Here is a 24708-nt window from a genome sequence, read left to right on the forward strand (position 1 = left end):
CCGGCCATGGCCGTCAGCCGAGCAGCGCGCCTGGCACCGGTGGTGGAAATGGCCGAGAAGGCCGAAAAAGCCGCCGTGCAACGACTGGGCTATTTCCAGGGTCAGGTCAAGGTTGCGGAAAGCAAACTGGCCGACCTCAATGCCTTTCGTCTGGATTACTCGCAGCAATGGATCGTGCGCGGCAGCACCGGCGTGACCGGGCAGTGGCTGCTGGGGTTTCAGGGCTTTCTGGCGCAACTCGACACTGCCGTCGATCAGCAACGGCAGAGTCTGGTCTGGCACCAGAACAAGCTCGACAAGGCCCGTGAAGAGTGGCAACAGGCGTTTGCCCGCGTCGAAGGTTTGCGCAAACTGGTCCAGCGTTATCGTGATGAGGCGCAGCGCCTTGAGGACAAACGCGAGCAGAAGCTGCTGGATGAACTGTCGCAGCGTTTGCCGCGGCGTGACGCCTTTTAAAGATCAAAAGATCGCAGCCTTTGGCAGCTCCTACAGGGGAATGCATTTTCAAATGTAGGAGCTGCCGAAGGCCGCGATCTTTTGATCTGCTTTTCCAGCCTTGCCCCAACCCTATCCAGGTGCTAAACCTTGTACAGGTTCGTCAATGACAAGGAAGCCAGTCAATGTCAGTCGTTACAGAAGTCTCTCCAGATGGTCAAAAACTGACGATCTCGGTCAGGGGGCGGTTCGATTTCGGTCGCCATCAGGAATTTCGTGAGTCCTACGAGCATCTTGCCAAGAAGCCCGAATCCATCGTGGTCGATCTCAAAGAGGCCACTTACCTCGACAGCTCCGCGCTGGGCATGCTGCTTCTGCTGCGTGACCACGCCGGTGGCGACGAATCGGATATCCGCGTCGTCAACAGCAGCTCCGATGTGAAGAAAATCCTCGCGATTTCCAATTTCGACAAACTCTTCGACATCAGTTGACGCCCATGCAGGCGCAAGAGCCGCTGACGATTCTCATCGCCGAAGACAGCGCCGCCGACCGACTGCTGCTGTCGACCATCGTCCGCCGTCAGGGTCATCAGGTGCTGACGGCGTCAAATGGCGCCGAGGCGGTCGAAACGTTCAAAGCGCAGCAACCCGATCTGGTGTTGATGGATGCGCTGATGCCGGTGATGGACGGTTTCGAAGCGGCGCAGCACATCAAGGCGCTGGCGGGTGAGGCGTTGGTGCCGATCATCTTCCTCACGTCACTGACCGAGAGCGAAGCGCTGGCCCGTTGTCTGGAGGCCGGCGGCGACGATTTTCTGGCGAAGCCGTACAACCAGGTGATCCTCGCCGCCAAAATCAAGGCGATGGATCGCTTGCGCCGTTTGCAGGCGACCGTCCTGCAACAGCGCGACCTGATCGCCAGACATCACGACTATCTGCTCAACGAACAGCGCGTGGCCAAAGCGGTGTTCGACAAGGTCGCGCATTCCGGCTGCCTGAGTGCGCCGAATATCCGTTACCTGCAATCGCCCTACGCACTGTTCAATGGCGATCTGTTGCTCGCGGCGTACACGCCGGCCGGTGACATGCACGTCATGCTTGGCGATTTCACCGGGCATGGCTTGCCGGCGGCAGTCGGAGCGATGCCGCTGGCCGAAGTGTTCTACGGCATGACCGCCAAGGGCTACGGCCTGGCGGAAACCCTGCGCGAGATGAACGCCAAGCTCAAGCGCATCCTGCCGGTGGACATGTTCTGCTGCGCCACGTTGCTCTGTCTGAGTTTCCAGAGCCGCTCGGTGGAGGTGTGGAACGGCGGCATGCCCGATGGTTACTTGCACCGCCTGGCCAGCGGCGAACGCGTGCCGCTGCCAGCGCGGCACTTGCCGCTGGGGATTCTCAGTGCACAGGCTTTCGACGACCGTACGGATGTGTATCCGATGGCCGTTGATGATCGGGTATTTCTGTTATCGGACGGGGTGATCGATACCTGCGACGCCAATGACCAGTTGTTCGGAGTCGAGCGTTTGCAGCAAGTCTTTGCGGCAAACCTCGAGCCGGATCGGTTGTTCGAAGATATCGAGCAGGCCCTGCGCGATTTTCGCGGGCAGGCCCGTGACGATGTGAGCATGGTCGAGGTCAGTCTGCTTGAGTCGGCGCCGACGGACGGCGCGGCGCCGATATATTCCGACAGCGGCCAGTCGAGCCCGCTGGATTGGTCGGCCAGTTTCGAGTTTCGCGGTGCCACGCTCAGACGGTTCAATCCTTTGCCGTTTCTCTTGCAATTGCTGCTCGAGGTCCACGGCCTGCGCGCGCAAAGCGGTGCGTTGTACAGCGTACTTGCCGAGTTGTATTCCAATGCGCTGGAGCATGGCGTGCTGGGACTGGATTCCAGTCTCAAGCGCGATGCCGCTGGCTTTGCCCGTTACTACGAAATGCGCGCGGCGCGGCTGGGAGCGTTGCAGGATGGTTATGTGCGCGTGCATCTGCAGGTGCAACCGCAAGGCAAAGGTGGGCGTCTGGTCATCAGGGTCGAGGACAGTGGCGACGGATTTGATGTAGGGCGGGTCATGCAGCGGCCCTTGGATAATGTCCGCTTGTCGGGACGCGGCATCAGCCTGGTCCGGCAGTTGGGGCGCAATGCCAGCTGGTCGGACCAAGGTCGTAGTGCCAGCGTGGAGTTTTTCTGGGAGATTGAGGCATAATCCGCCCATTCTTGATCAAGGAGTGAGCAAGTGACTGACCCACATGTAGATCGCGACGTCCTCGACACTTTGCGCGAGGTGATGGAGGAGGGCTACACCGAATTGCTGGAGACTTTTCTGGCAGACTCGGAAAGCCGCCTGGACGAGTTGCGAGACGGCATCAGTGCCAAAGCGTTGTCTGATGTCGCCCACAGTTTCAAGGGCAGCGCCAGCAACATGGGCGCCATTCGGCTGGCTGCGTTGTGCCAGGACCTGGAGTCGAACGCCAAGGACAAAAGTCCGGAAGCACTCGCTCAACTGGTCGCCGATATCCGTTCCGAATTCGCCAACGTGCGCCCGGTGTACGAAAACGAAAAGCATCACCTCCACACCCACTGAAGCTGCCGTCCGGCGCTTTTTGCAAGTGTCCGGCCAAACTGGCCCGGCACTTGCAGTTATCTTGCTCAACTGTACCTACGATCCCAGTGCAGCGGAGACCGTGTCATGCCTGCGACCCCCAACATTCTTCTTCAGACCGCCGCCCAGGCCAAGGCGCAAGCCGCCTCTGCCAAATCGTCGGCAGTGGCCGCAGACGCCGGGGACAAGGCTTCCAGCTTCGCAAAAGTGTTCGCCGATCAGGCGCCGGCCAAACCTGCGGTAGGCGCCGATAATTCAGTCAAACCGGCACGCGACAAGGTCGCTGACAACAGCGGAAAAAAAGACGTCGGCAAAGATCAGTCTGCCGCGCCCGAGCCAGCAGTTGCCGATAGCGGCAAAGCCTTGCCTGCGGATAAAGCGGCGGCGAGCGACGACGCAGCTGCCACTGCCGATGACACCGCTGAAACCGTACAAACCCCTGTGGCCGATGCCGCGCCTGTAGACCCGGCGCTGGATCCGGCGCTGATGCAAGTCGTCCAGCCGTTGGTGGCAGCGCCTGTCGTGCAGGCCCCGGTAGTCGCAACGCCAGCCCAGCCGGAAACTGAGACACCTGCATTGGCTGCTGTGCCGGGCATGGTCAAAGATCCGGCGGCTACCGACAGCGATTTTGATCCTTCTGCCGACCCGCTCGACTCGCTGCCGGCCGTGCGCATGGCGATGGAGCAGGGCGGGCATATCTCCGCTGCCAGTCAGGCACAACCGAAAGCCTCTCCCGCCCAGGCTCAGGCCGACGGCGAATTGACCGCTGCGCAGAACTTTGCCGCCGGCATGGCCAGCATGCTCGACGTCCAGGCCGACAAGGACAGCACCAGTCAGGGCGGCGAAAAAGCCTTCAGTGGTCTGATCGATGATGGCCTGAAAGATTTGAAATCGGCTACCAGCGACACCCGCGTCGACGACTTCGCCAACCGTCTGGCGGCGCTGACCCAGGCCGCCACGCCGAAAACCGCCAATGCGCTGCCGGTGAATCAACCGATCGCCATGCACCAGAGCGGCTGGACCGAAGAAGTGGTCAACCGCGTCATGTACCTGTCCAGCGTCAACCTGAAAGCCGCCGACATTCAGTTGCAGCCGGCTGAGCTGGGGCGTCTGGATATTCGCGTGAACATGGTTCCCGATCAGCAGACCCAGGTTACCTTCATGAGCGCGCACCCGAGCGTGCGTGAAGCGCTCGACAGCCAGATGCATCGCCTGCGCGACATGTTCAACCAGCAGGGCATGGGCCAGGTCGACGTCAACGTCTCCGACCAGAACCGTGGCTGGCAGGGTCAGCAGGGGCAGGAGCAGGCGCAGCAGGGCCACACCGGACGCACCGGCGCCACGGGTGGGCGTCTGGATTCGGCGGATGAAGAATTGGCCCCGGCCACTGTGGCTGAAGTGGCGGCGCAGACCACCAACGTCATCGGCAGCAGTGCGGTCGACTATTACGCCTGAGCAAATCAAAAGCCCCTCACCCTAGCCCTCTCCCAGAGGGAGAGGGGACCAATTGGGGAATATTGAAGGACTACGCCGACCTGAACGAGCATCGCTGAATCCTTGGCTGGTTCGGCGAGCTGTTCATCCAAGTCTCTACCCCACAATCGACTCGGTCTCTCAGGTCGATGTTTGATCCATGACACCTCGGTCAGCCCCCTCTCCCTCCGGGAGAGGGCTGGGGTGAGGGTGGCTTTTGACTTTGTCGCTGTCTGCGCGACCTCCGACACTTCTGGCATAACACTTGCTCTTGCCTTGCCGTGCGACTGTGAAACCCCCGATTAGTGACGGATTATTGGCATGGCGAAGAGCGAAGCTGCAGCAGTAAAAGACCCCGCAACCAAAGGCAAACTCAAGCTGATCATCGTGATCGTGCTGGCGTTGCTGGTGGCCATTGGTGCATCCGTCGGGGCGACCTGGTTCTTCATGCACGGCGCGCAGAGCAAGCCTGCCGAGGCCGGCGATGCTGCGCCGGTCGGCAAGCAAGCGGCGATTTTCGAGCCGATGGCGCCGGCCTTCGTTGCCAACTACAACCAGAACGGCCGTCAGCGCTACATGCAGGTGAGCATCACCATGCTGGCGCGTAATCAGGCCGATCTGGACGCGCTCAAAGTACACATGCCGGTCATCCGCAATAACCTGGTAATGCTTTTCTCCGGTCAGGATTTCGCCACACTGGCGACCCCGGTCGGCCAGGAGATGTTGCGCCAGAAGGCCACCGCCAGCGTCCAGGAAGTGGCGCAGAAAGAGCTGGGCAAAGTGGTCATCGAACAGTTGCTTTTCACTAATTTCGTACTGCAGTAGGAACACGACATGGCCGTGCAGGATCTGCTGTCCCAGGATGAAATCGATGCGCTGTTGCATGGCGTCGATGATGGTCTGGTACAGACCGATAATGCTGCCGAACCCGGCAGTGTCAAAAGCTACGACCTGACCAGCCAGGATCGCATCGTCCGTGGACGCATGCCGACGCTGGAAATGATCAACGAGCGTTTCGCCCGCTACACCCGCATCAGCATGTTCAACATGCTGCGCCGCTCGGCGGACGTTGCCGTCGGTGGCGTGCAGGTGATGAAGTTCGGCGAATACGTGCACTCGCTGTACGTGCCGACCAGCCTCAATCTGGTCAAGATCAAACCGCTGCGCGGCACTGCGCTGTTCATCCTCGACGCCAAACTGGTGTTCAAACTGGTGGACAACTTCTTCGGCGGCGACGGCCGTCACGCCAAGATCGAAGGGCGCGAATTCACCCCGACCGAACTGCGCGTAGTGCGCATGGTGCTGGAACAGGCGTTCGTCGATCTGAAGGAGGCCTGGCAGGCGATCATGGAAGTCAATTTCGAGTACATCAACTCGGAAGTGAACCCGGCCATGGCCAACATCGTCGGCCCGAGCGAAGCGATTGTGGTGTCCACTTTCCACATCGAACTCGATGGCGGTGGCGGCGATCTGCACGTGACCATGCCGTACTCGATGATCGAGCCGGTGCGCGAAATGCTCGACGCCGGCTTCCAGTCCGACCTCGACGATCAGGACGAGCGCTGGGTCAACGCCCTGCGCCAGGACGTGCTCGATGTCGACGTGCCGATTGGCGCTACTGTTGCCCGCCGCCAGTTGAAGCTGCGCGACATCCTGCACATGCAGCCGGGCGATGTGATCCCGGTCGAGATGCCGGAAGACATGATCATGCGCGCCAACGGCGTGCCGGCCTTCAAGGTCAAGATGGGCTCGCACAAAGGCAACCTCGCGTTGCAGGTGATCGAGCCGATCGAGCGTCGCTGAAGCGGCGCTTTTCACCCCGTTTTTAACCGAATTGTTGCCCGCCGAGGACACATGATGAACGACGATATGAACGCGCAGGACGATCAGGCACTGGCCGATGAATGGGCTGCGGCCCTGGAAGAAACCGGTGACGCCGGCCAGGCTGACATCGATGCACTGCTGGCCGCCGACGCCGGCACTTCCAGCTCCAACCGTCTGCCGATGGAAGAGTTCGGCAGCGTGCCGAAGAACAATGATCCGGTGACCCTCGACGGGCCGAACCTGGACGTGATCCTCGACATTCCGGTGTCGATTTCCATGGAAGTCGGCAGCACCGACATCAACATTCGCAACCTGCTGCAACTCAACCAGGGTTCGGTGATCGAGCTTGATCGTCTGGCCGGTGAGCCGCTCGACGTGCTGGTCAATGGCACCTTGATCGCCCACGGCGAAGTAGTGGTGGTCAACGAGAAGTTCGGCATCCGCCTGACCGACGTGATCAGCCCAAGCGAACGCATCAAGAAGCTGCGCTGAGTGAGAAGGTTTCTCTGGACTCTGCTGGCATGGCCGCTGAGCGTGCTGGCCGCCGAGCCGGGCGCAACCACTGCTGCGCCGGCCGCCACCGCGCCAATGGTCAACAGCGGCGTGGCCGGGCAGTTGACGCAACTGGTGTTCGGTTTGCTGCTGGTGCTGGGCTTGATCTTCTTCCTCGCCTGGCTGCTGCGCCGCGTGCAGCAGGCGGGGCCAGCGGGCAAGGGCCAGGTGATCGAGTTGATCGGCTCACGCGCGCTCGGCCCGCGTGACCGGCTGATGCTGGTGCAAGTCGGCAACGAGCAGATTCTGCTCGGCCTCAGCCCCGGCACCATCACCGCGCTGCATGTGCTCAAAGAGCCGGTCGAAGTCCCCACAGCCAGTGAAAAAGCGACGCCGGAATTTGCTCAGCATCTGCTGAAGATTCTCGGCAAGGATCATAAGGATACGAAGTAATGGGTGCGCTCCGCATCGTCTTGACGCTGGTCCTGTTGCTGGCCGCGCCGCTGGCGTTGGCCGCCGATCCGTTATCGATCCCGGCGATCACGCTGGGCACCAACGCCGACGGCGCGCAGGAATATTCGGTCAGTCTGCAGATCCTGCTGATCATGACTGCGCTGAGTTTCATTCCGGCGGCGGTCATCCTGATGACCAGCTTCACGCGGATCATCATCGTCTTCTCGATCCTGCGTCAGGCCCTTGGTCTGCAACAGACGCCGTCCAATCAGATCCTCACCGGCATGGCACTGTTCCTGACGCTGTTCATCATGGCGCCGGTGTTCGATCGGGTGAACAAGGACGCGCTGCAACCGTATCTGGCCGAAACGCTGACCGCGCAACAAGCGGTGGAAAAAGCCCAGGTGCCGATCAAGGACTTCATGCTCGCGCAGACCCGCACCAGCGATCTGGAGCTGTTCATGCGCCTGTCCAAACGCACCGACATCGCCACCCCCGATCAGGCGCCGCTGACCATTCTGGTGCCAGCGTTCGTGACCTCCGAACTTAAAACCGCGTTCCAGATCGGCTTCATGATCTTCATTCCGTTCCTGATCATCGACCTCGTTGTCGCGAGCGTGCTGATGGCCATGGGTATGATGATGCTCTCGCCGCTGATCATTTCGTTGCCGTTCAAGATCATGCTGTTCGTGCTGGTCGATGGCTGGGCGCTGATCATCGGCACCCTGGCCAGCAGTTTTGGAGGTGTTTCGCCATGACGCCGGAAGTCGCGGTCGATATCTTTCGTGAAGCGCTGTGGCTGACCACCATGATGGTCGCCATCCTGGTGGTGCCGAGCCTGCTGGTCGGCCTGCTGGTGTCGATGTTCCAGGCCGCCACGCAGATCAACGAACAGACCCTGAGCTTCCTGCCGCGTCTTCTGGTGATGCTGGTGACCCTGATCATCGGCGGTCCGTGGATCGTGCAAACGTTCATGGAATACATCATCCAGCTGTACAAAAACATCCCGATGGTCATCGGCTAAGCCATGCAATCGCTGCTTCAGCTGACCGACACCCAGATCAGCACTTGGGTGGCGTCGTTCATGTTGCCGCTGTTTCGCGTGGCGTCGATGCTGATGGTCATGCCGGTGTTTGGCACCACCCTGATCCCGCGCCGCGTGCGCCTGTACTTTGCCGTGGCGATCACTGTCGTCATCACCCCGGCGCTGCCGCCGATGCCCGCCGTCAGCCCGCTGGATCTCAGCGGCTTGCTGCTGATCGGCGAACAGATTCTGGTCGGCGCGGTACTGGGCTTTTCCCTGCAACTGTTCTTCCAGGCCTTCGCCGTGGCCGGGCAGATTGTCGCGGTGCAGATGGGCATGGGCTTCGCCTCGATGATCGACCCTACCAACGGCGTTTCGGTGGCGGTGATCGGTCAGTTCTTCACCATGTTGGTCACGCTGTTGTTCCTGTCGATGAACGGCCATCTGGTGGTGTTCGAAGTCCTCACTGAAAGTTTCACCACGCTGCCGGTCGGCGGCGGCTTGATGGTTGAGCATTACTGGGAGCTGGCCGGCAAACTCGGCTGGGTGCTCGGCGCCGCGCTGCTGCTGGTGTTGCCGGCGATCACCGCATTGCTGGTGGTCAACATAGCCTTCGGGGTGATGACACGCGCCGCGCCGCAACTGAACATCTTCTCGATCGGTTTTCCGCTGACCTTGGTGCTCGGCCTGTTCATCGTCTGGGTCGGGTTGGCGGACATTCTCAACCAGTATCAACCGCTGGCCAGCGAGGCCCTGCAGTTGCTACGCGAACTGGCACGGGCGCGCTGAGTCATGGCAGAGAGCGAGAGCGGTCAGGACAAAACGGAAGACCCCACGGAGAAACGCAAAAAGGACTCCCGTGAGAAGGGCGAGATTGCCCGTTCCAAAGAGCTCAACACCCTTGCGGTGATGATGGCCGGTGCCGCTGCGCTGCTGATCTTCGGCGGCATGCTCGCGCAAGAACTGATGGACGTGATGCGCCTGAACTTCACCCTGTCCCGCGAAGTGGTCATGGACCAGGGCGCCATGGGCCGGTTCTTGCTGGAGTCAGGGTTGATTGCGTTGCTGGCGATTCAGCCAGTGATGATCACCTTGTTGCTCGCCGCCGTGATCGGGCCGATCTCCCTCGGTGGCTGGCTGTTCGCGGCAAGCTCCCTGGCGCCGAAATTCAGCCGGATGAACCCGGCCGCTGGCCTCAAACGGATGTTCTCGTTCAAGGCTGTGGTCGAACTGCTCAAAGCACTGGCGAAGTTCCTGATTACCCTGGGTGTGGCGCTGGTGGTGTTGTCCGCCGACGTCGATGACTTTCTGCGCATCGCCCACGAGCCACTGGACATGGCGATCATCCACAGCGTTTTGCTGGTGGGCTGGAGCACGCTGTGGCTGGCCTGCGGCCTGATCATCATTGCCGCCGTCGACGTGCCGGTGCAGCTCTGGGAAGCGCACAAGAAACTGCTGATGACCAAGCAGGAAGTGCGCGACGAACACAAGGACCAGGAAGGCCGTCCCGAGGTCAAGCAGCGCATCCGCCAGACCCAGCGCGAAATGTCCCAGCGCCGCATGATGTCGGCGATTCCCGAAGCCGACGTGGTCATCACCAACCCGACCCACTACGCCGTCGCGCTCAAATACGACTCGGAGAAGGGCGGCGCACCGGTATTGCTGGCCAAGGGCAGCGACTTCATCGCCCTGAAAATCCGCGAAATCGCCGTGGCCAACAACGTCATGCTCCTTGAGTCCCCCGCGCTGGCGCGTTCGATCTATTACTCCACCGAACTGGAGCAGGAAATTCCCGGTGGCCTTTATCTGGCAGTCGCGCAGGTACTGGCCTACGTCTATCAGATCCGCCAACACCAAGCGGGCAAGGGCAAACGCCCGGATCCGTTGAAGGATGATCTGCCGATTCCGCCGGATTTGCGCCGCGATTCCTGAGAAGCCATTTGTCTGAAAGCCTCTTGTACCTGTCAACTCTGACAGGTGCGCCTGCTGCGCTTTTGCGGTTTGATGCAGAGAGGAACGCGCACTATCCCAGGGAGCCTGGCAATGAAGGGAACGGTCAGTAGCTATGATCCGGAAACCGGGAGGGGCACCCTTACGCCGAAGCGTTCGGGAAGTTCTTTTGCCGTCGCCACTGGCTTTTTCTTCGCCAGCGACGATTACAAATTCCGGATTGCCTTGACCGATGAAAATCGTAGAAAGCTCAAAACAGGTGATCCGGTCGAATTCGACGAGCCGAAGACAGCAGGAGGAAGAGCCAGGAACCTGCGAATCCATCGAGAACACCCGTTGAGGTAATCCGTGGTGGCCTTCTCGACGGTTACCGTCGGTCCGAAAAACCTTTAAACCTGTTAGTTCTGACAGTAGACGGCCTGCTCCCACTGAGGTGCCATGGGCATGGGAATAGTCCCGTAGCGCAGAGAGCACGATCATGGCGGACCGTATCTATAGAAAGCTTGAAGGAATGACGCTGGACTTTGTTTCAGGGCGACTGGAGGAGAATCCCAAGGAACGGAGCATCCGTTACACGGCGAGCTTCGACCTGGATCTGGACTTCACCCACTTTGTGCAAATGGCCAATGTCTATATCCCGGGGTATCTCAACAATCCGGTGAATGCCATCAGGCCAGAGCTGGACGGCCTGGCTTACCACTATTCCTACAACTATCTGTTTGATGCCGCCGGACATATTCGCGACAAACAGGCCTTGTTCGAGCTGTTCACCTCGCCAGGGTATTACAGGGATCAATGGGCGACTGGTCCTGAGCTGGCAGTGCGCTATGGCAAGCCGAGGTTTGAAACGGTCGGCGGCAAGTTACGCATCATTGCCAGCAGGGATTTTCGATCGCTGGACGATCACCACATGATTCAACTCGGTGAGTTGCCGATCATTCAGTTCCATTGGGCGCTCAACCTTTTGGAAGGTCACCTGACCGGCCCCGGGATTCACCTGCGAGGTCCTATTCATGTGCCTGTGACGAAGGTCGTGTTCATGTATATGGATGAGGACGAAGTCGAGGTGGAGGGAACGAAGTTGCTGCGGGGGACGCAGTACCTCAATGGCAAGCAACTCAAGTTTGGCGAAATTTCGCCCAAACAGATTCTGATTGCCCAGTGACCGGCATTTAAAGCAAAGATCGCAGCCTTCGGCAGCTCCTACAGGGGGGCGGTGTAGGAGCTGCCGAAGGCTGCGATCTTTTGATCTTACTGCCCGCGAGGATGGGGAAGACGAATCCGAATGTCCAAAGCCACCCCAGATCCCCTGTGGGAACGAGCCTGCTCGCGAATGGGGTTTTCCAGTCGACATCTCACTGACTGACCCACCGCCTTCGCGAGCAGGCTCGCTCCCACAGGGGCGGCGTATAAACACAGGTTTGTGATCAGAGCCGATCCCTGTGGGAGCGGGCTTGGTCCGGGCGGCGATCCGACGAAGACGTCAGTCGCTGCACCGACTCATTCAAGGCTTTTCACAGCGCCGTGCTACTGCGGCAACTCCAGATTATCCATCACCCGATTCACCGCCAGCTCCCCGAGCATGATCAATTGCGCGATCCCCAACAGCGTCCTGCGTTGCGACGCGGGTACAAGATGAGCAAAGTCATGGGCGATGGTTCTGGCCGAAGCGAGGGTTTCGCAGGCATCGGCCAGCAGTTCTTCGTTTTTGAAGTCGGCGGTGACGGCGTACATCCGACGGGTTTTGCGTGGCGGAGGGGTGGAGCCGGGCGGGCAGAGGTAGTGATCGAGGGCGCGGTCGGCGGCGTCGTGGAGTTTTTTTGAATCGAGGGATTCGTAGGGGGAGGTGGGGTCGGTTTCGGGTGGGTTGGGTGTTGGTTTGATCATGGTGAAGCTCCTACAAGGTGGAGCCGCTAAAACCCGTCGCTAAACAGGTAAGGTGGCGGCTGGACGCAGGTTAGCGAACCGGGTGTAGGCGCCCGGCAGACCCGAAGGTCTCCCGCGCACAGCCGCCATAACGCAAATTGTAGATAAGCATCCACAGTCGAGTTTGGAGCGCTGGTGCACCTACAAAGATTCAGGTCGCTAAACCCGATCGCTGATTCGTCAGCGACCGCACCACAATAGAACCCGCCTCCAAGGCGCACAAGCCGGCGGATTCTGGCGTAGCTGTAGGCAATGGCGCAAGGATGTGTAGCCTCAAAGGCGTGTCTGAAGGTGTCTTTTAAACGCCAGGGTTTAAAAGACAAAGGATCGGGCAACTGTCTGGTTGAAACCGTGGTCTGTCCCCGATAACGCCCCGATAACGCAGTTGGAAGACCTTAAAGGCGAGAAGTAAGTAGTTACTAAGATATTGAGATGCCTAACGTATAGTGAACCTCCGACTCATGTGCCATGTATTCAGCTTCAGTGCCCTGCTGAATAATATACTTCTGCGAACCTGAGCCTTCAGAACTCCACCACCACGTTTTACCTTGAAAGTATTTTTGCTGTCGAGCGGCAACCTTTAGTTCATTCCTTGTTGGGAAGCGATAGCCAATTTCTTCAAGATGTTTTTTAACATTGATCCATGAGCCACCGTTTGAGTTAGCTGCCTGAACTATCGGTCCGGCCATTGTGAAACTGTAACTTGCAGATTGGTTGCTGGAGTCGGTAACTGTAATTGTTGCTGTTCCTCTGTCGGTGATTTCAACTTCTCCAGTGTTTCGCCAGGTTAATATATATTCATTGTCCGATGTATAGGTGTAGGGAGGATTTCCCTGAGTCGGTTCCCTTTGATACATTAGGTAGAAGTTTTGACTGCTGTTGATGGGCTTATACCAAGGGGTAGTAATGGTTACAGATCCAGTCTCCATCTTAAGCGGTACCACCACCCTGAATTTTCGTTCCCCTGATGTTTTTTTCGAACCGTAAAGTGCCTTGGCAGTAAAACTGTGTGTTGTGACGCTTAGGTTTGAAATAAGTAAACTCCATTTTCCAGATGAATCGACATTGGCCATTTCTATCGAATTTGCGCCGTCGAACACCTCGACGCGCTGTCCCTTGGCTGCTTCACCGCTTAATGTGACGGCTGTTTCTACAGTGTTGCCGCCTTCGGGGATTTCGTCGTCGCTTGGCCAACTTTTAACAGAGTCAATGGTAGGAGCGATGTCATCTATTACTGTCACGTGACGTACATTCGACTCCACCGGATTCACGACATACAGCGCTTTTGCGTACAACCGATGTGGTCCCTCGTCTACGGGTATTGTGCGTTCCCACTCGCCAGTCGCAACATGGGCGGTTGCGGGTCCCTTGGACACTGCCCCAGAACCGCTGTCGTCAAAGATCTCAACGATTTGACCGTTACTGGCCTTGCCCTTGAGTTTCAGGGTCGTGGTGAAGGTCGTTTGACCTTCAGGAACCTCTATGTCCATGTCGTCCAACACGTTTACGAGCGTCGGTGCGATCAGGGCCGTCACGGTCACCGTCCTCACCGCCGACTCCGGATTTGCTCCATACAACGCCTTGGCCTTGAAGCTATGTCTGGTCAGCGTCAACCCCGTCAGCGCCTTGGTCCACTTGCCAGTAGTGCCATCCACCAGCGCTGTACCGAGCGACGCCGTTCCATCAAAAATCTCGACTTCCAGACGCGACGTGGCGGTGCCGGTCAATGTGATAGCGGTGTCGACGGTGAAACCGTTATCGGGTATCGGTACATCCTTGGAGTCGGTAATCGAGGTGATCGCCGGGGTCAGTGCGTTCGAATAGGTGAAGGTTCTGCCCGCCGATACCTGACCGGTGCCGTAGTCCGCTTTCGCGGTGAAGGTGCGAGTTCCTAGGCCGGACAGTGTGGCCGTGTATTTCCAGAAGCCGGTGCCGTCGACCGGATGTTTGCCTTTTGAGACAGTCCCTTCGCATATCTCGACCTGCTGATTGGGGGCGGCGGAACCGGTCAGGGTCACAGCGGGATCGACCGTGCCACCGTTATGCGGAATTTCCTTGGCCTTGGAGTCTTCGGCCTTGGTGATCTCCGGCTTCACATCCTTCACGGCCTTGATGGTGTAAGTACGCTCCGCAAAAGTTAGCGCCTCATCTTCGACCTGGCTTCCACTCAGTCCGACCTTGAACACCATCTTCAAAGCGCTGCCATCTTTCAGGCCTTGCGCGTCGACCAGCGGCATCGGGTGGGTGTAGAACCCTTCGCTGATCCAGGTAGGGTTTGTTTGTGAAGCAGGGGGCTGCCAAAAGGTCTTGGTGTAAATGCTGTCATCGCGGTTGGTGCCTGTCACGTGCAACCAGACGTATTGTTTCAACGCAATCAGCGGCCAGCGATTCACGCGCATGCTGGCGCTTGCGGTCAGCGCGTTGACATCAAATTCGGGTCCTTCGCCGTTGTTGGCTGCTTGTGTGATCAGCGGCATGCCCATGGCCGGGTTGCCATCGGCAATGGGCAGCACCGCCAACGTTCGAGGCCTGGAATCCTTCGGATCGGTCGTGCCACGGGCCACCGTGTAGCTCACCGTCACCGGCTTGCCCAGGTTGAACGCGATCACCTTGTTATCCAGCGCAATCTCTTGCGGGCCTAACGCAGCCACCGGCCATGGCGCGGTGGTATGCGAGCCGCCGGCGGGAGTGCCTGCTGCGCCGGTCCAGGTGACGATGATCTTGTCATCCAGCAGCATGCCGACGTAGTCGACCACGGCGGTCAGGGCGTCCTGAGCGGCAAACGGGTCGAGGCTGGTGTCGTTAGGGGCTTGTTTGATTTTCGGCTCTTTCAGATCCAGCGCCACGCCAACACTGAATTCCAGCGGATTGGCATAGCTGGGTTCACCCCCCGCCGCGCGTTTGATGAAATACGACGCCGTGACCGTTCCGCCTTCATTGCCTTTGATCAGCTCAGCACTGATTGGGAAGGGCACCGGTTGGCCGGCGGTGAACTCGCTCAGCTTGATCGAGTCGGTGTATTCGCCGGTGATCGAACCGATCCAGAACATGAATACTTCGTCGCCCCTGAGCGTTTCCCTGTACACCACGGTCAGTGTGGTGCCGTCGGTGTCGGCTGGCAGAACGCCGTCGACCACGCCAGTTACTTCCGGTTCCGGCAGTTCCAGGCGCGGTTCGCCGACTTGCAGGACCTCAGTGTGGATCGACTCGCGAACGGCGCGAGCAGCCTCGAAGGGGTCCAGCGTGGCGAGCACCGTGTCGGCGATCAGTTGCTGGTAGAAGAACTTCACCGTGCCACCGTTGACCGGGGTCAGGTACTTGCCGTCGATTTCGTACGGCAGCGGTTTTGCCGCGACGATCTCGTTATGGGTGATGGGGCGAAGAGGCAGGTCTGGCACGTAAGGCTTGAGGCCGGGCGTCGTGCCGTGCATGAATAGCTTGAGCGTCTGGTTTTCGGCGAAGGATTTGTCAAAGGGAATCTCGAGACGCACCTTTGCCAGCGTGGGGTCCAGCGCCCCAGAGTCCGCGTCCACGACGATCGGCGCGGCCAGCCGCTGGACTTCGCCGATGGCGCGGATGAACTGGCTACTGGAGCGCAAGTCGGGAGAGGCATCGGCTTTTTTCAGGTAGTAGGACAAGGTGATCTGCGCCTTGGCCAACTGGCGTAACACGGCGTTGGGAACCTTGTGTTCAACAACGCTCGGCACGTTTGTCAACGGCGGGTATTCTTTTTCCAGATCAATCGGTAGCCCTTCGATGGGTGTGCCCTTGATCCGGATGAAGGGAATGTCACCCACCTCGAAATGGCTGGTATTCGTGGCGATGATCTGCACGGTGCCGTCGGCGTCGCCCAGCTTGTCGACATTCAGCACGTTGTTTTCCGTTTCTTTCAGCAACGGCGCGCCCAGCCGTGTCGTACCCACCGCCACTTCTATGCGCTGCTCGGGGCTCCAGTCCTCGGAGCGGTTGAACACCTTGTCGTATACCTCGAAAACCACAGCCACGCCGGGCGCATCACCGGCGTCTTTAATGATCTCCGGGGTGATGGTGATGATAATCGGCGCCTTGCCTTCGGCCTGTTCCTGGGTCAGCGGAGTACCGCGCACGTAGATGCCGCCCCAACTGATGCGACAGACATCACCCGCCGCCGCGTAGGGGTAGGGCGGCGTGCCATCGTTCTTGCCAATGGTGATCGGCACGCCATCCTCGACGTTGCCCTCGTGGATGCCGCCGTCAATGATGGTTTGGGGAAGGCTCATGATCAGTTTCGAGTGCCCGATATCACCGTTGTCATCATGGCCGCCCGGTCGCGTCAGCTTGACCAGCACCTGCATGACTTCAGACGGTTCATCGGCGCCGCCCAACGGTTTGACGGTATAGGACACCGCGTACGGGCCATCGATCATGTGCCGGGCAGGCACGTACATGCGCAGTTTCTTGCCGACCCGGTCCTTGTCGACTTTTTCCGTCCACACGTTTTGCCCGGTGCCCCAGGAGATCGTCAACGTGTCGCCTTCCGCCATGTTCCCCCACGGCCCGGCCTCGCACAGCAGACCTTCAAGCGGAAAGTTGCCCAGCGCGGCGGCGATGTTGATGCCCCAGATCTTCTGAGGACTCTCCGATACCGGGCCGGTGCGCCCGGGGATCTCGAGTTCTTTTAGGGCGAAAGGCTCATCAGGCAGCGACATGGCAACGGCTCCGTGCGGGAAAGTGACGGAGTGAGTTAACGCGCAATTGAAATGTTGCGCACCTGTCAACTCTGACAGGTGGGCAGTGGTATCCGATGAGTGGTATCCGATGAGTGATTGTTCGTCGCCTGGATGAGAAAGTTCTGCTGCCGCAACGACAAAACCCGCCGTCCCGACTCAACGGGGCGGCGGGTTTTCCTTGCTTGAAGCGATGTGAAGGCTGTGAAGTCGCCTTCGCGGGCAGGCGAGGCGGTGTAAACGCAGGCTTGTGATCGCCAGCGGTCCCAGTGGGGCGGGCTTGCCCGCGAAGGCGCCGGCCGCTCTAACACATCAGTCTTGACGTGTCACAGAGGCGCGCTACTGCGGCAATTCCAGATTATCCAGCACCCGATTCACCGCCAATTCTCCAAGCATGATCAGTTGCGCGATCCCCATCAGCGTCCGACGCTGCGACGGTTTCACCAGTCCGGCGAATTCCTGGGCGATGGTTTTGGCCGAGGCGAGGGTTTCGCAGGCGTTGGCCAGCAGGTCTTCGTTTTTCGTGTCGGCGGTGACGGCGTACATCGCGCGGGGGCTGTAGGGCGGCGGGGTGGAGCCGGGTGGGCAGAGGTAGTGGTCGAGGGCGCGGTCGGCGGCTTCGTGGAGTTTTTTTGAATCGAGGGATTCGTAGGGGGAGGTGGGGTCGGTTTCGGGTGGGTTGGGTGTGGGTTTGATCATGGTGAAGCTCCTAGAGTCATTGGAGCTGCCAACGTTCGCTGCGAGACGAATGAGGGTGGCAGCTATACGCAGGTCGCAGACCGGGACTCTAGAACCGGCAGACCCGAAGGTCTCCCACGTACAGCCGCCATAAAAAAACGGGTGTTGTGCGTCCAGAGATCGACGGGCTGCGAGACCCGATCGCTGATTCGTCAGCGACCGGACAACAATAGAACTCGCCCCCAAGGCGCACAAGCCGGCGGATTCTGGCTTGGCCGTAGGCAATGGCGCAAGGATTTGTAGCCTTGAGACCGTGTCTGGAGGTGTCTTTTAAACAGCTTTGTTTAAGTCGAAGAATTGCGTTGGTTCTGATGGCCCCTTCGCGAGCAAGCTCGCTCCCACAGGGGCCGTATTCCAAATGTCCGATTGGGAATGCATTTCAAACGGTGGGAGCGAGCCTGCTCGCGAAGGGGGCGGCTCAATCAGCCGATAATCTCAAGCAAAACCGCTCTATTTCATTCCCCGGTAAAAGTTGGAAAGCTTCTTGCAATAGCCGCCCTGCGCCCGCTTCGGGCGTCAAAAGTTTGCTTTAAAGGAACGGGGAAAACCGGTGGATCGCACTCAGTTATTCAATACAGCACGCACCAACGTTGCCGACCTCAGTCGAGGCAATCTGGGCGTGCCGTTGTTGCTGCTGGTGATGCTGGCGATGATGATGTTGCCGGTGCCGCCGTTCCTGCTCGACGTCTTCTTTACCTTCAACATTGCCCTGTCCATCGTCGTCCTGCTGGTCTGCGTGTATGCGCTGCGGCCGCTGGATTTCGCGGTGTTCCCGACCATTCTGCTGGTGGCGACGCTGCTGCGCCTGGCCCTGAACGTGGCCTCGACGCGAGTGGTGATGCTCCACGGTCAGGACGGCCACGCCGCGGCCGGTAAGGTGATTCAGGCCTTCGGTGAGGTGGTGATCGGCGGTAACTACGTGGTCGGTATCGTGGTCTTCGCGATTCTGATGATCATCAACTTCGTCGTGGTGACCAAGGGCGCCGGGCGGATTTCCGAGGTGAGCGCGCGCTTCACCCTCGATGCCATGCCCGGCAAACAAATGGCGATCGACGCCGACCTCAACGCTGGCCTGATCGACCAGAACCAGGCCAAAATGCGCCGTCAGGAAGTCGCCCAGGAGGCCGAGTTCTACGGTTCGATGGACGGTGCCAGCAAGTTCGTCCGTGGTGACGCCATCGCCGGTTTGCTGATTCTGTTCATCAACCTTATCGGCGGCATGGCGGTCGGTATCTTCCAGCACGGCATGAGCTTCGGCGACGCCGGCCGGGTTTACGCTTTGTTGACCATCGGTGACGGTTTGGTGGCGCAATTGCCATCACTGTTGTTATCGACAGCGGCGGCGATCATGGTGACCCGTGCTTCCGGCTCGGAAGACATGGGCAAGCAGATCAACCGCCAGATGTTCGCCTCGCCGAAAGCGCTGGCCGTAGCCGCTGGTTTGATGGCGGTGATGGGCCTGGTGCCGGGCATGCCGCACTTCTCCTTCCTGACCATGGCAGCGCTGGCTGCGGGCGGCGCGTACCTGTTCTGGAAGAAGCAGAACGTCGCCAAGGTCGTGGCCCTGGAAGAGGTCAAGCGTCAGCAGGAACTGCTGCCGTCGCCGGCCCGCGCCATGGAAACCAAAGAACTGGGCTGGGATGACGTCACGCCGATCGACATGATTGGCCTGGAAGTCGGCTATCGCCTGATTCCGCTGGTGGACCGCAATCAGGGTGGGCAATTGCTCGCGCGGATCAAGGGCGTGCGCAAGAAGCTCTCGCAGGATCTGGGCTTCCTGATGCCGACCGTGCACATCCGCGACAACCTCGATCTGGCGCCGAGCGCTTACCGCCTGACCCTGATGGGCGTGATTCTCGCCGAGGCCGAGATCTACCCGGATCGCGAACTGGCGATCAACCCCGGCCAGGTCTACGGCTCGCTCAACGGTATCAACGCCAAAGATCCGGCTTTTGGCCTCGAGGCGGTATGGATCGAAATCAGCCAGCGCGCCCAGGCGCAATCGCTCGGCTACACCGTGGTTGACGCCAGCACCGTGGTCGCCACGCACTTGAACCAGATTCTCTACAAGCACTCCAGTGAGCTGATCGGCCACGAGGAAGTGCAGCAACTCATGCAATTGCTGGCCAAGAGCTCGCCGAAACTGGCTGAAGAGCTGGTGCCGGGGGTGGTTTCGCTGTCGCAGTTGCTCAAGGTCCTGCAAGCGCTGCTCGCCGAACACGTGCCGGTGCGCGACATTCGCAGCATCGCCGAGGCGATCGCGAACAACGCCGCCAAGAGTCAAGATACCGCCGCTCTGGTCGCTGCTGTGCGGGTCGGGGTATCCCGCGCCATCGTCCAAAGCATTGTAGGCACTGAGTCCGAGCTGCCTGTGATCACATTGGAACCAAGGTTGGAACAGATATTGCTCAATAGTCTGCAGAAGGCAGGACAAGGCTCGGAAGAGGGCGTTCTGCTGGAGCCAAGCATGGCCGAGAAGCTGCAGCGTTCGTTGATCGAAGCGGCCCAGCGGCAGGAAATGCAAGGCCAACCGGTGATCCTGCTGGTGGCAGGCCCGATTCGCGCGATGCTCTCGCGCTTTGGCCGCCTCGCAGTCCCTGGGCTGCATGTGCTGGCCTACCAGGAAGTACCGGACAACAAGCAAGTGACCATCGTTGCGACAGTAGGGCCCAACGGCTGAGGTAGTGGTTTATGCAAGTTAAGCGTTTTTTCGCCGCCGATATGCGTCAGGCCATGAAGCTGGTTCGCGATGAGCTGGGCGCTGATGCCGCCATCATCGGCAACCGCCGCATCGCCGGCGGCGTCGAGTTGACGGCGGCACTGGATTACAAATTGTCGGCGCTGGCACCACGGGTCCCGAACATGGAACTCGAAGACGAGCTGCGCAAGACCCAGTCGCGCATCGTCACCGCCCAGGCCGAGCTGAGCCTGCGTGGCGAAGCCGATGGCAACACCAATCAGCAGTTGTTCGCCGGGCTGCCATTGACCGCAGGCCTGCCGCTGACCGCTGCCGAGCCGCTGAGCGAGCCAACCTACGCTGCCCCGGCCCGTCCGGCCGCAGCCCCTGCGCAAGCTTCGGCGGGTGTCGATCCGCGAGCGCTGGAGTCGATGCGTTTTGAGTTGAACAGCCTGCGCGAGCTGATGGAAGTGCAGCTCGGCACCCTGGCCTGGAATCAGCTGCAAGGCAGCCGTCCGGCCCAGGCCAATCTGTATCGTCGTCTGCAGCGCATCGGCCTGTCCGGCCCGCTGTCGCGCGATCTGTTGGCGATGATTACCGATATCGAAGAGCCGCGTCAGGCCTGGCGCATGCTGCTGGCGCACCTGGCGCGGATGATTGCCGTACCGGAAGTCGAGCCGCTGGAAGAGGGCGGTGTGATTGCGATGGTCGGCCCCGCCGGCATGGGCAAGACCACCACGCTGGCCAAGCTGGCCGCGCGTTATGTGCTCAAGTACGGCGCGCAGAACGTTGCGCTGGTGAGCATGGACAGCTTTCGCATCGGCGCGCAGGAACAATTGAAAACCCTCGGCCGCATTCTCAATGTGCCGGTGACCCACGTCGATCCGGGCCAGTCGCTGGTGCAGGCATTGGATCCACTGCTACGCAAACGCGTGGTTTTGATCGATACTGCCGGGCTGCAAGCCAGTGATCCGGCGTTGCGCATGCAGCTCGAGAGCCTGGCCGGGCGTGGCATTCGCTCGAAAAATTATCTGGTCCTGGCAACCACCAGCCAGAAACAGGTTCTAACCGCCGCTTATCACAGTTACAAGCGTTGCGGGCTGGCCGGCTGCATCCTGACTAAACTGGATGAAACGGCCAGTCTCGGCGAAGTGTTGAGCCTGGCGATCAGTCATGAATTGCCGGTCGCGTACCTGACCGATGGCCCACGGATTCCGGATGATCTGCATCTGCCGCGCCGTCATCAACTGGTCAGCCGCGCCGTCAGCGTGCAAATGCAGGAAGAACCCAGCGAAGAAGCCATGGCTGACATGTTCGCTGATATCTATCACAGCCCGACCAAGCAGGTTGGCTGAGGTAATCATGAACAGTTTTTGTACCTACATCGATGGTCTGCCACGCATTGTTCCGATCGGGAACGCGCAGCCAGTAATGTGGCCTCCGTCTATGCAAGACAAGGTAAAGAAATAACATGGGCAGCATGCATCCCGTACAGGTGATCGCGGTGACCGGCGGCAAAGGTGGCGTCGGCAAGACTAACGTGTCAGTGAACTTGTCGCTGGCGCTGGCAGAGCTTGGCCGTCGGGTCATGCTGCTGGACGCCGACCTGGGCCTGGCAAATGTCGACGTTCTGCTGGGGCTGACACCCAAACGCACACTGGCCGACGTGATCGAAGGCCGTTGCGAATTGCGCGACGTGCTGTTGCAGGGGCCGGGCGGGATTCGCATCGTGCCGGCGGCCTCCGGCACGCAGAGCATGGTGCACCTGAGCCCGGCGCAACACGCCGGTCTGATCCAGGCGTTCAGCGACATCGGCGACAATCTCGACGTGCTGGTGATCGACACCGCTGCGGGTATCGGTGACTCGGTAGTCAGTTTCGTTCGCGCTGCGCAAGAGGTGTTGCTGGTGGTGTGCGATGAGCCGACTTCGATCACCGACGCCTACGCGCTGATCAAGTTGCTCAATCGCGACTACGGCATGAACCGCTTCCGCGTGCTGGCCAACATGGCGCAGAGCCCGCAGGAAGGGCGCAACCTGTTCGCCAAGTTGACCAAGGTCACGGATCGTTTTCTCGACGTCGCCCTACAATATGTCGGCGCCGTGCCTTACGACGAAAGTGTGCGCAAAGCGGTGCAGAAGCAGCGCGCCGTCTACGAAGCCTTTCCCCGTTCCAAGTGCGCGCTGGCCTTCAAGGCCATCGCCCAGAAGGTCGACACCTGGCCGCTGCCCGCCAACCCGCGCGGTCATCTGGAATTTTTCGTCGAGCGTCTCGTGCAGCAAACCGCAGGGCCTGTGATATGACCGCCAGTGGCATGAATCTTTACAAAAAGTCGGCGCGTGACGCGCAATACGAATTGATCGAGCGCTACGCGCCACTGGTCAAGCGCATTGCCTATCACTTGCTGGCACGCCTGCCGGCCAGCGTGCAGGTCGAAGACCTGATCCAGGCCGGGATGATCGGTTTGCTCGAAGTCTCGACCAAATACGACGCCAGCAAAGGCGCCAGTTTCGAAACGTACGCGGGCATTCGAATCCGCGGCGCGATGCTCGACGAAGTGCGCAAAGGGGACTGGGCGCCACGCTCGGTTCACCGTAATACCAGGATGGTCAGCGACGCGATTCGCTCGATTGAAGCTAAAACCGGCCGTGACGCTAAAGATCACGAGGTTGCGGCCGAACTCCAATTGAGTCTCGACGATTACTACGGGATTCTGAATGACACCTTGGGCAGTCGCCTGTTCAGTTTCGACGACCTGTTGCAGGACGGCGAACACGAAGGGCTGCACGAGGATGGCGCCAGTGCGCATATGGAGCCGTCACGCGATCTGGAAGATGAACGCTTCCAGGCGGCGCTGGCGGACGCGATTGCCAATTTGCCGGAGCGTGAGCGACTGGTGTTGGCGCTGTACTACGACGAAGAGCTGAACCTCAAGGAAATCGGTGAAGTCCTTGGCGTCAGTGAATCGCGGGTCAGCCAGTTACACAGCCAGTGCGCGGCCCGTCTGCGGGGGCGTTTGGGGGAGTGGCGAGCGCGCTGAAGGCAGTGTGGGGACACTGCGAAACGAGGCTGGTGCGGTGATCAACGGCGCCGGTCTCGATCCGTTGTGCTCCAGACAAACTTTAAGTGCTGCGCCGATTGATTGAAGTGGCGCGTCCAGGTGCTGGGCGCGTTTAAGACTGCTTGGAGGTCGAATTGAACAAAGACATGAAAATCCTCATCGTTGATGACTTCTCAACGATGCGGCGGATCATCAAGAACCTGCTGCGCGATCTTGGGTTCACCAACACCGTCGAGGCCGACGATGGCACCACTGCCATTCCGGTGCTCAACAGCGGCAGCATCGACTTTCTGGTAACGGACTGGAACATGCCGGGCATGACCGGTATCGACCTGCTGCGCCACGTGCGTGCCGATGAAAAACTCAAGCACCTCCCGGTGTTGATGGTGACTGCCGAAGCCAAGCGCGAGCAGATCATCGAGGCCGCTCAGGCCGGTGTGAACGGTTACGTGGTCAAACCTTTCACGGCTCAAGCGTTGAAAGACAAAATCGAGAAGATTTTCGAACGCATCGGCTGATGAATGCGCGGGGGAGCTATGGAGCATAACGAATCATCCCAGGGCGATTTCGAATCGACCCTGAAAAAACACGCGGTCGAACTGGTCGAAAGTCTTGAAAAAGGCAGGTTCGGCGACGCGGTGCAACTGATCCATGAGCTCAATCAGACCCGTGACCGCGGCCTGTATCAGGAAGTGGGCAAGCTCACACGTGAACTGCACAGTGCGATCGTCAATTTCCAGATCGATCCGCACATGCCGCAGGCCGAGGAAGTGTCGCAAATCACCGACGCCACCGAACGTCTGGGCTATGTGGTCAAGCTGACGGAAGCCGCGGCCAACCGCACCATGGATCTGGTGGAAAGCGCCACGCCGGTGGTCAACAGTCTGGCTGATGAAGCGCAGACGTTGAGCGCCGATTGGGGCCGCTTCATGCGTCGCGAGGTCGGGGCTGAAGAGTTCCGCGAACTGGCGCGCCGGGTCGACGGTTTTCTGTCACGCAGCAGCACGGACAACCGTGCGGTGTCGAGCAATCTCAACGACATCCTGCTGGCTCAGGATTACCAGGACCTCACCGGTCAGGTGATCAAGCGTGTGACCCAACTGGTCACCGAAGTCGAAAGCAATCTGCTCAAACTCGTGCTCATGGCCAGTCAGGTCGACCGCTTTGCGGGCATCGAACATGACCGCGCCGCAATGCTTGCCGAAAAAGATCCACAAAAACATCTCTCGCAGGGTGAAGGTCCGCAGATTCATGCCGATAAACGAGAAGACGTTGTGTCCGGTCAGGACGATGTGGACGATTTGTTATCCAGCCTTGGATTCTAGTATTTCGGAATTTCAGGTTTTTTGGGTTT

24 protein-coding genes are annotated in these 24708 nt (G+C 59.6%); 21 read left to right on the forward strand and 3 right to left on the reverse strand.

Features of this window, described 5'->3' with window-relative positions:
• Window positions 1-6 precede the first annotated feature (6 nt).
• The 15 genes from fliJ to J2Y90_RS13650 all read left to right on the forward strand — a co-directional run bounded on the left by fliJ (window position 7) and on the right by J2Y90_RS13650 (window position 11412).
• On the forward strand, window positions 7-456 hold the full coding sequence (gene fliJ, locus J2Y90_RS13580; protein WP_065617406.1) for a flagellar export protein FliJ: 450 nt from the start codon (window positions 7-9) through the stop codon (window positions 454-456).
• Between the two features lie 164 nt (window positions 457-620).
• On the forward strand, window positions 621-926 hold the full coding sequence (locus J2Y90_RS13585; RefSeq protein ID WP_253500396.1) for an STAS domain-containing protein: 306 nt from the start codon (window positions 621-623) through the stop codon (window positions 924-926).
• 5 nt (window positions 927-931) lie between these two features.
• A complete protein-coding gene (locus tag J2Y90_RS13590; RefSeq protein WP_301291658.1) occupies window positions 932-2635 on the forward strand; it encodes an ATP-binding SpoIIE family protein phosphatase in 1704 nt (567 codons plus the stop codon).
• Between the two features lie 30 nt (window positions 2636-2665).
• Complete coding sequence (locus tag J2Y90_RS13595; protein WP_253500405.1) at window positions 2666-3013, forward strand: Hpt domain-containing protein; 348 nt, start codon at window positions 2666-2668, stop codon at window positions 3011-3013.
• 105 nt (window positions 3014-3118) lie between these two features.
• Window positions 3119-4486 carry a flagellar hook-length control protein FliK gene (locus J2Y90_RS13600; protein ID WP_253500407.1) on the forward strand — a complete coding sequence of 456 codons (1368 nt, stop codon included), beginning with the start codon at window positions 3119-3121 and terminating at the stop codon, window positions 4484-4486.
• A 339-nt stretch (window positions 4487-4825) separates the two neighbouring features.
• Window positions 4826-5329 (forward strand): flagellar basal body-associated protein FliL, encoded by a 504-nt coding sequence (gene fliL / locus J2Y90_RS13605; RefSeq protein ID WP_253500409.1) that lies wholly within the window; start codon window positions 4826-4828, stop codon window positions 5327-5329.
• Window positions 5330-5338: 9 nt separating this feature from the next.
• Entirely contained in the window at window positions 5339-6307 is a 969-nt protein-coding gene (gene fliM, locus J2Y90_RS13610; protein WP_003222890.1) for a flagellar motor switch protein FliM, read from the forward strand.
• Between the two features lie 54 nt (window positions 6308-6361).
• The gene (gene fliN / locus J2Y90_RS13615) at window positions 6362-6820 is read left to right on the forward strand and encodes a flagellar motor switch protein FliN (RefSeq protein ID WP_016771070.1); all 459 of its coding nucleotides are present in this window, start codon (window positions 6362-6364) and stop codon (window positions 6818-6820) included.
• On the forward strand, window positions 6821-7273 hold the full coding sequence (gene fliO / locus J2Y90_RS13620; protein ID WP_253500411.1) for a flagellar biosynthetic protein FliO: 453 nt from the start codon (window positions 6821-6823) through the stop codon (window positions 7271-7273).
• The gene (fliP, locus tag J2Y90_RS13625) at window positions 7273-8031 is read left to right on the forward strand and encodes a flagellar type III secretion system pore protein FliP (protein ID WP_253500413.1); all 759 of its coding nucleotides are present in this window, start codon (window positions 7273-7275) and stop codon (window positions 8029-8031) included. Before fliO ends, fliP begins: the two co-directional genes overlap by 1 nt.
• Window positions 8028-8297 carry a flagellar biosynthesis protein FliQ gene (gene fliQ / locus J2Y90_RS13630; protein WP_016771067.1) on the forward strand — a complete coding sequence of 90 codons (270 nt, stop codon included), beginning with the start codon at window positions 8028-8030 and terminating at the stop codon, window positions 8295-8297. The genes fliP and fliQ overlap by 4 nt, the downstream gene beginning before the upstream one ends.
• A gap of 3 nt (window positions 8298-8300) precedes the next feature.
• Window positions 8301-9086, forward strand: coding sequence for a flagellar biosynthetic protein FliR (fliR, locus tag J2Y90_RS13635; protein ID WP_253500415.1), 786 nt, complete (start codon window positions 8301-8303; stop codon window positions 9084-9086).
• A 3-nt stretch (window positions 9087-9089) separates the two neighbouring features.
• Window positions 9090-10229: a flagellar biosynthesis protein FlhB gene (flhB, locus tag J2Y90_RS13640; RefSeq protein WP_253500417.1), complete on the forward strand. Its 1140-nt coding sequence runs from the start codon at window positions 9090-9092 to the stop codon at window positions 10227-10229.
• A 111-nt stretch (window positions 10230-10340) separates the two neighbouring features.
• Complete coding sequence (locus J2Y90_RS13645; RefSeq protein ID WP_253500419.1) at window positions 10341-10592, forward strand: hypothetical protein; 252 nt, start codon at window positions 10341-10343, stop codon at window positions 10590-10592.
• A 133-nt stretch (window positions 10593-10725) separates the two neighbouring features.
• Complete coding sequence (locus J2Y90_RS13650; protein ID WP_253500421.1) at window positions 10726-11412, forward strand: hypothetical protein; 687 nt, start codon at window positions 10726-10728, stop codon at window positions 11410-11412.
• Window positions 11413-11774: 362 nt separating this feature from the next.
• Here the strand turns inward: J2Y90_RS13650 and J2Y90_RS13655 are convergent, their stop codons facing one another.
• From J2Y90_RS13655 to J2Y90_RS13665, 3 genes are all read right to left on the reverse strand, one after another.
• Window positions 11775-12134 (reverse strand): DUF6124 family protein, encoded by a 360-nt coding sequence (locus tag J2Y90_RS13655; RefSeq protein ID WP_253500423.1) that lies wholly within the window; start codon window positions 12132-12134, stop codon window positions 11775-11777.
• A 458-nt stretch (window positions 12135-12592) separates the two neighbouring features.
• A complete protein-coding gene (locus J2Y90_RS13660) occupies window positions 12593-16861 on the reverse strand; it encodes a hypothetical protein (RefSeq protein WP_253500425.1) in 4269 nt (1422 codons plus the stop codon).
• Window positions 16862-17218: 357 nt separating this feature from the next.
• Window positions 17219-17578 carry a DUF6124 family protein gene (locus J2Y90_RS13665; protein ID WP_253500427.1) on the reverse strand — a complete coding sequence of 120 codons (360 nt, stop codon included), beginning with the start codon at window positions 17576-17578 and terminating at the stop codon, window positions 17219-17221.
• A gap of 589 nt (window positions 17579-18167) precedes the next feature.
• Between J2Y90_RS13665 and flhA the strand changes: the two genes are divergently transcribed.
• The 6 genes from flhA to J2Y90_RS13695 all read left to right on the forward strand — a co-directional run bounded on the left by flhA (window position 18168) and on the right by J2Y90_RS13695 (window position 24679).
• Window positions 18168-20297 (forward strand): flagellar biosynthesis protein FlhA, encoded by a 2130-nt coding sequence (gene flhA / locus J2Y90_RS13670; protein ID WP_253500429.1) that lies wholly within the window; start codon window positions 18168-18170, stop codon window positions 20295-20297.
• An 11-nt stretch (window positions 20298-20308) separates the two neighbouring features.
• The gene (gene flhF / locus J2Y90_RS13675) at window positions 20309-21649 is read left to right on the forward strand and encodes a flagellar biosynthesis protein FlhF (protein WP_137216012.1); all 1341 of its coding nucleotides are present in this window, start codon (window positions 20309-20311) and stop codon (window positions 21647-21649) included.
• A 116-nt stretch (window positions 21650-21765) separates the two neighbouring features.
• Window positions 21766-22596: a flagellar synthesis regulator FleN gene (fleN, locus tag J2Y90_RS13680; protein ID WP_016771060.1), complete on the forward strand. Its 831-nt coding sequence runs from the start codon at window positions 21766-21768 to the stop codon at window positions 22594-22596.
• On the forward strand, window positions 22593-23333 hold the full coding sequence (gene fliA / locus J2Y90_RS13685) for an RNA polymerase sigma factor FliA (protein WP_016771059.1): 741 nt from the start codon (window positions 22593-22595) through the stop codon (window positions 23331-23333). The genes fleN and fliA overlap by 4 nt, the downstream gene beginning before the upstream one ends.
• A gap of 167 nt (window positions 23334-23500) precedes the next feature.
• Window positions 23501-23872: a chemotaxis response regulator CheY gene (locus J2Y90_RS13690; RefSeq protein WP_024012118.1), complete on the forward strand. Its 372-nt coding sequence runs from the start codon at window positions 23501-23503 to the stop codon at window positions 23870-23872.
• 18 nt (window positions 23873-23890) lie between these two features.
• Entirely contained in the window at window positions 23891-24679 is a 789-nt protein-coding gene (locus J2Y90_RS13695) for a protein phosphatase CheZ (RefSeq protein WP_042607546.1), read from the forward strand.
• Window positions 24680-24708 lie beyond the last annotated feature (29 nt).

Source organism: Pseudomonas koreensis (assembly GCF_024169245.1).
GTDB classification, from domain to species: Bacteria; Pseudomonadota; Gammaproteobacteria; order Pseudomonadales; family Pseudomonadaceae; genus Aquipseudomonas; species Aquipseudomonas koreensis_F.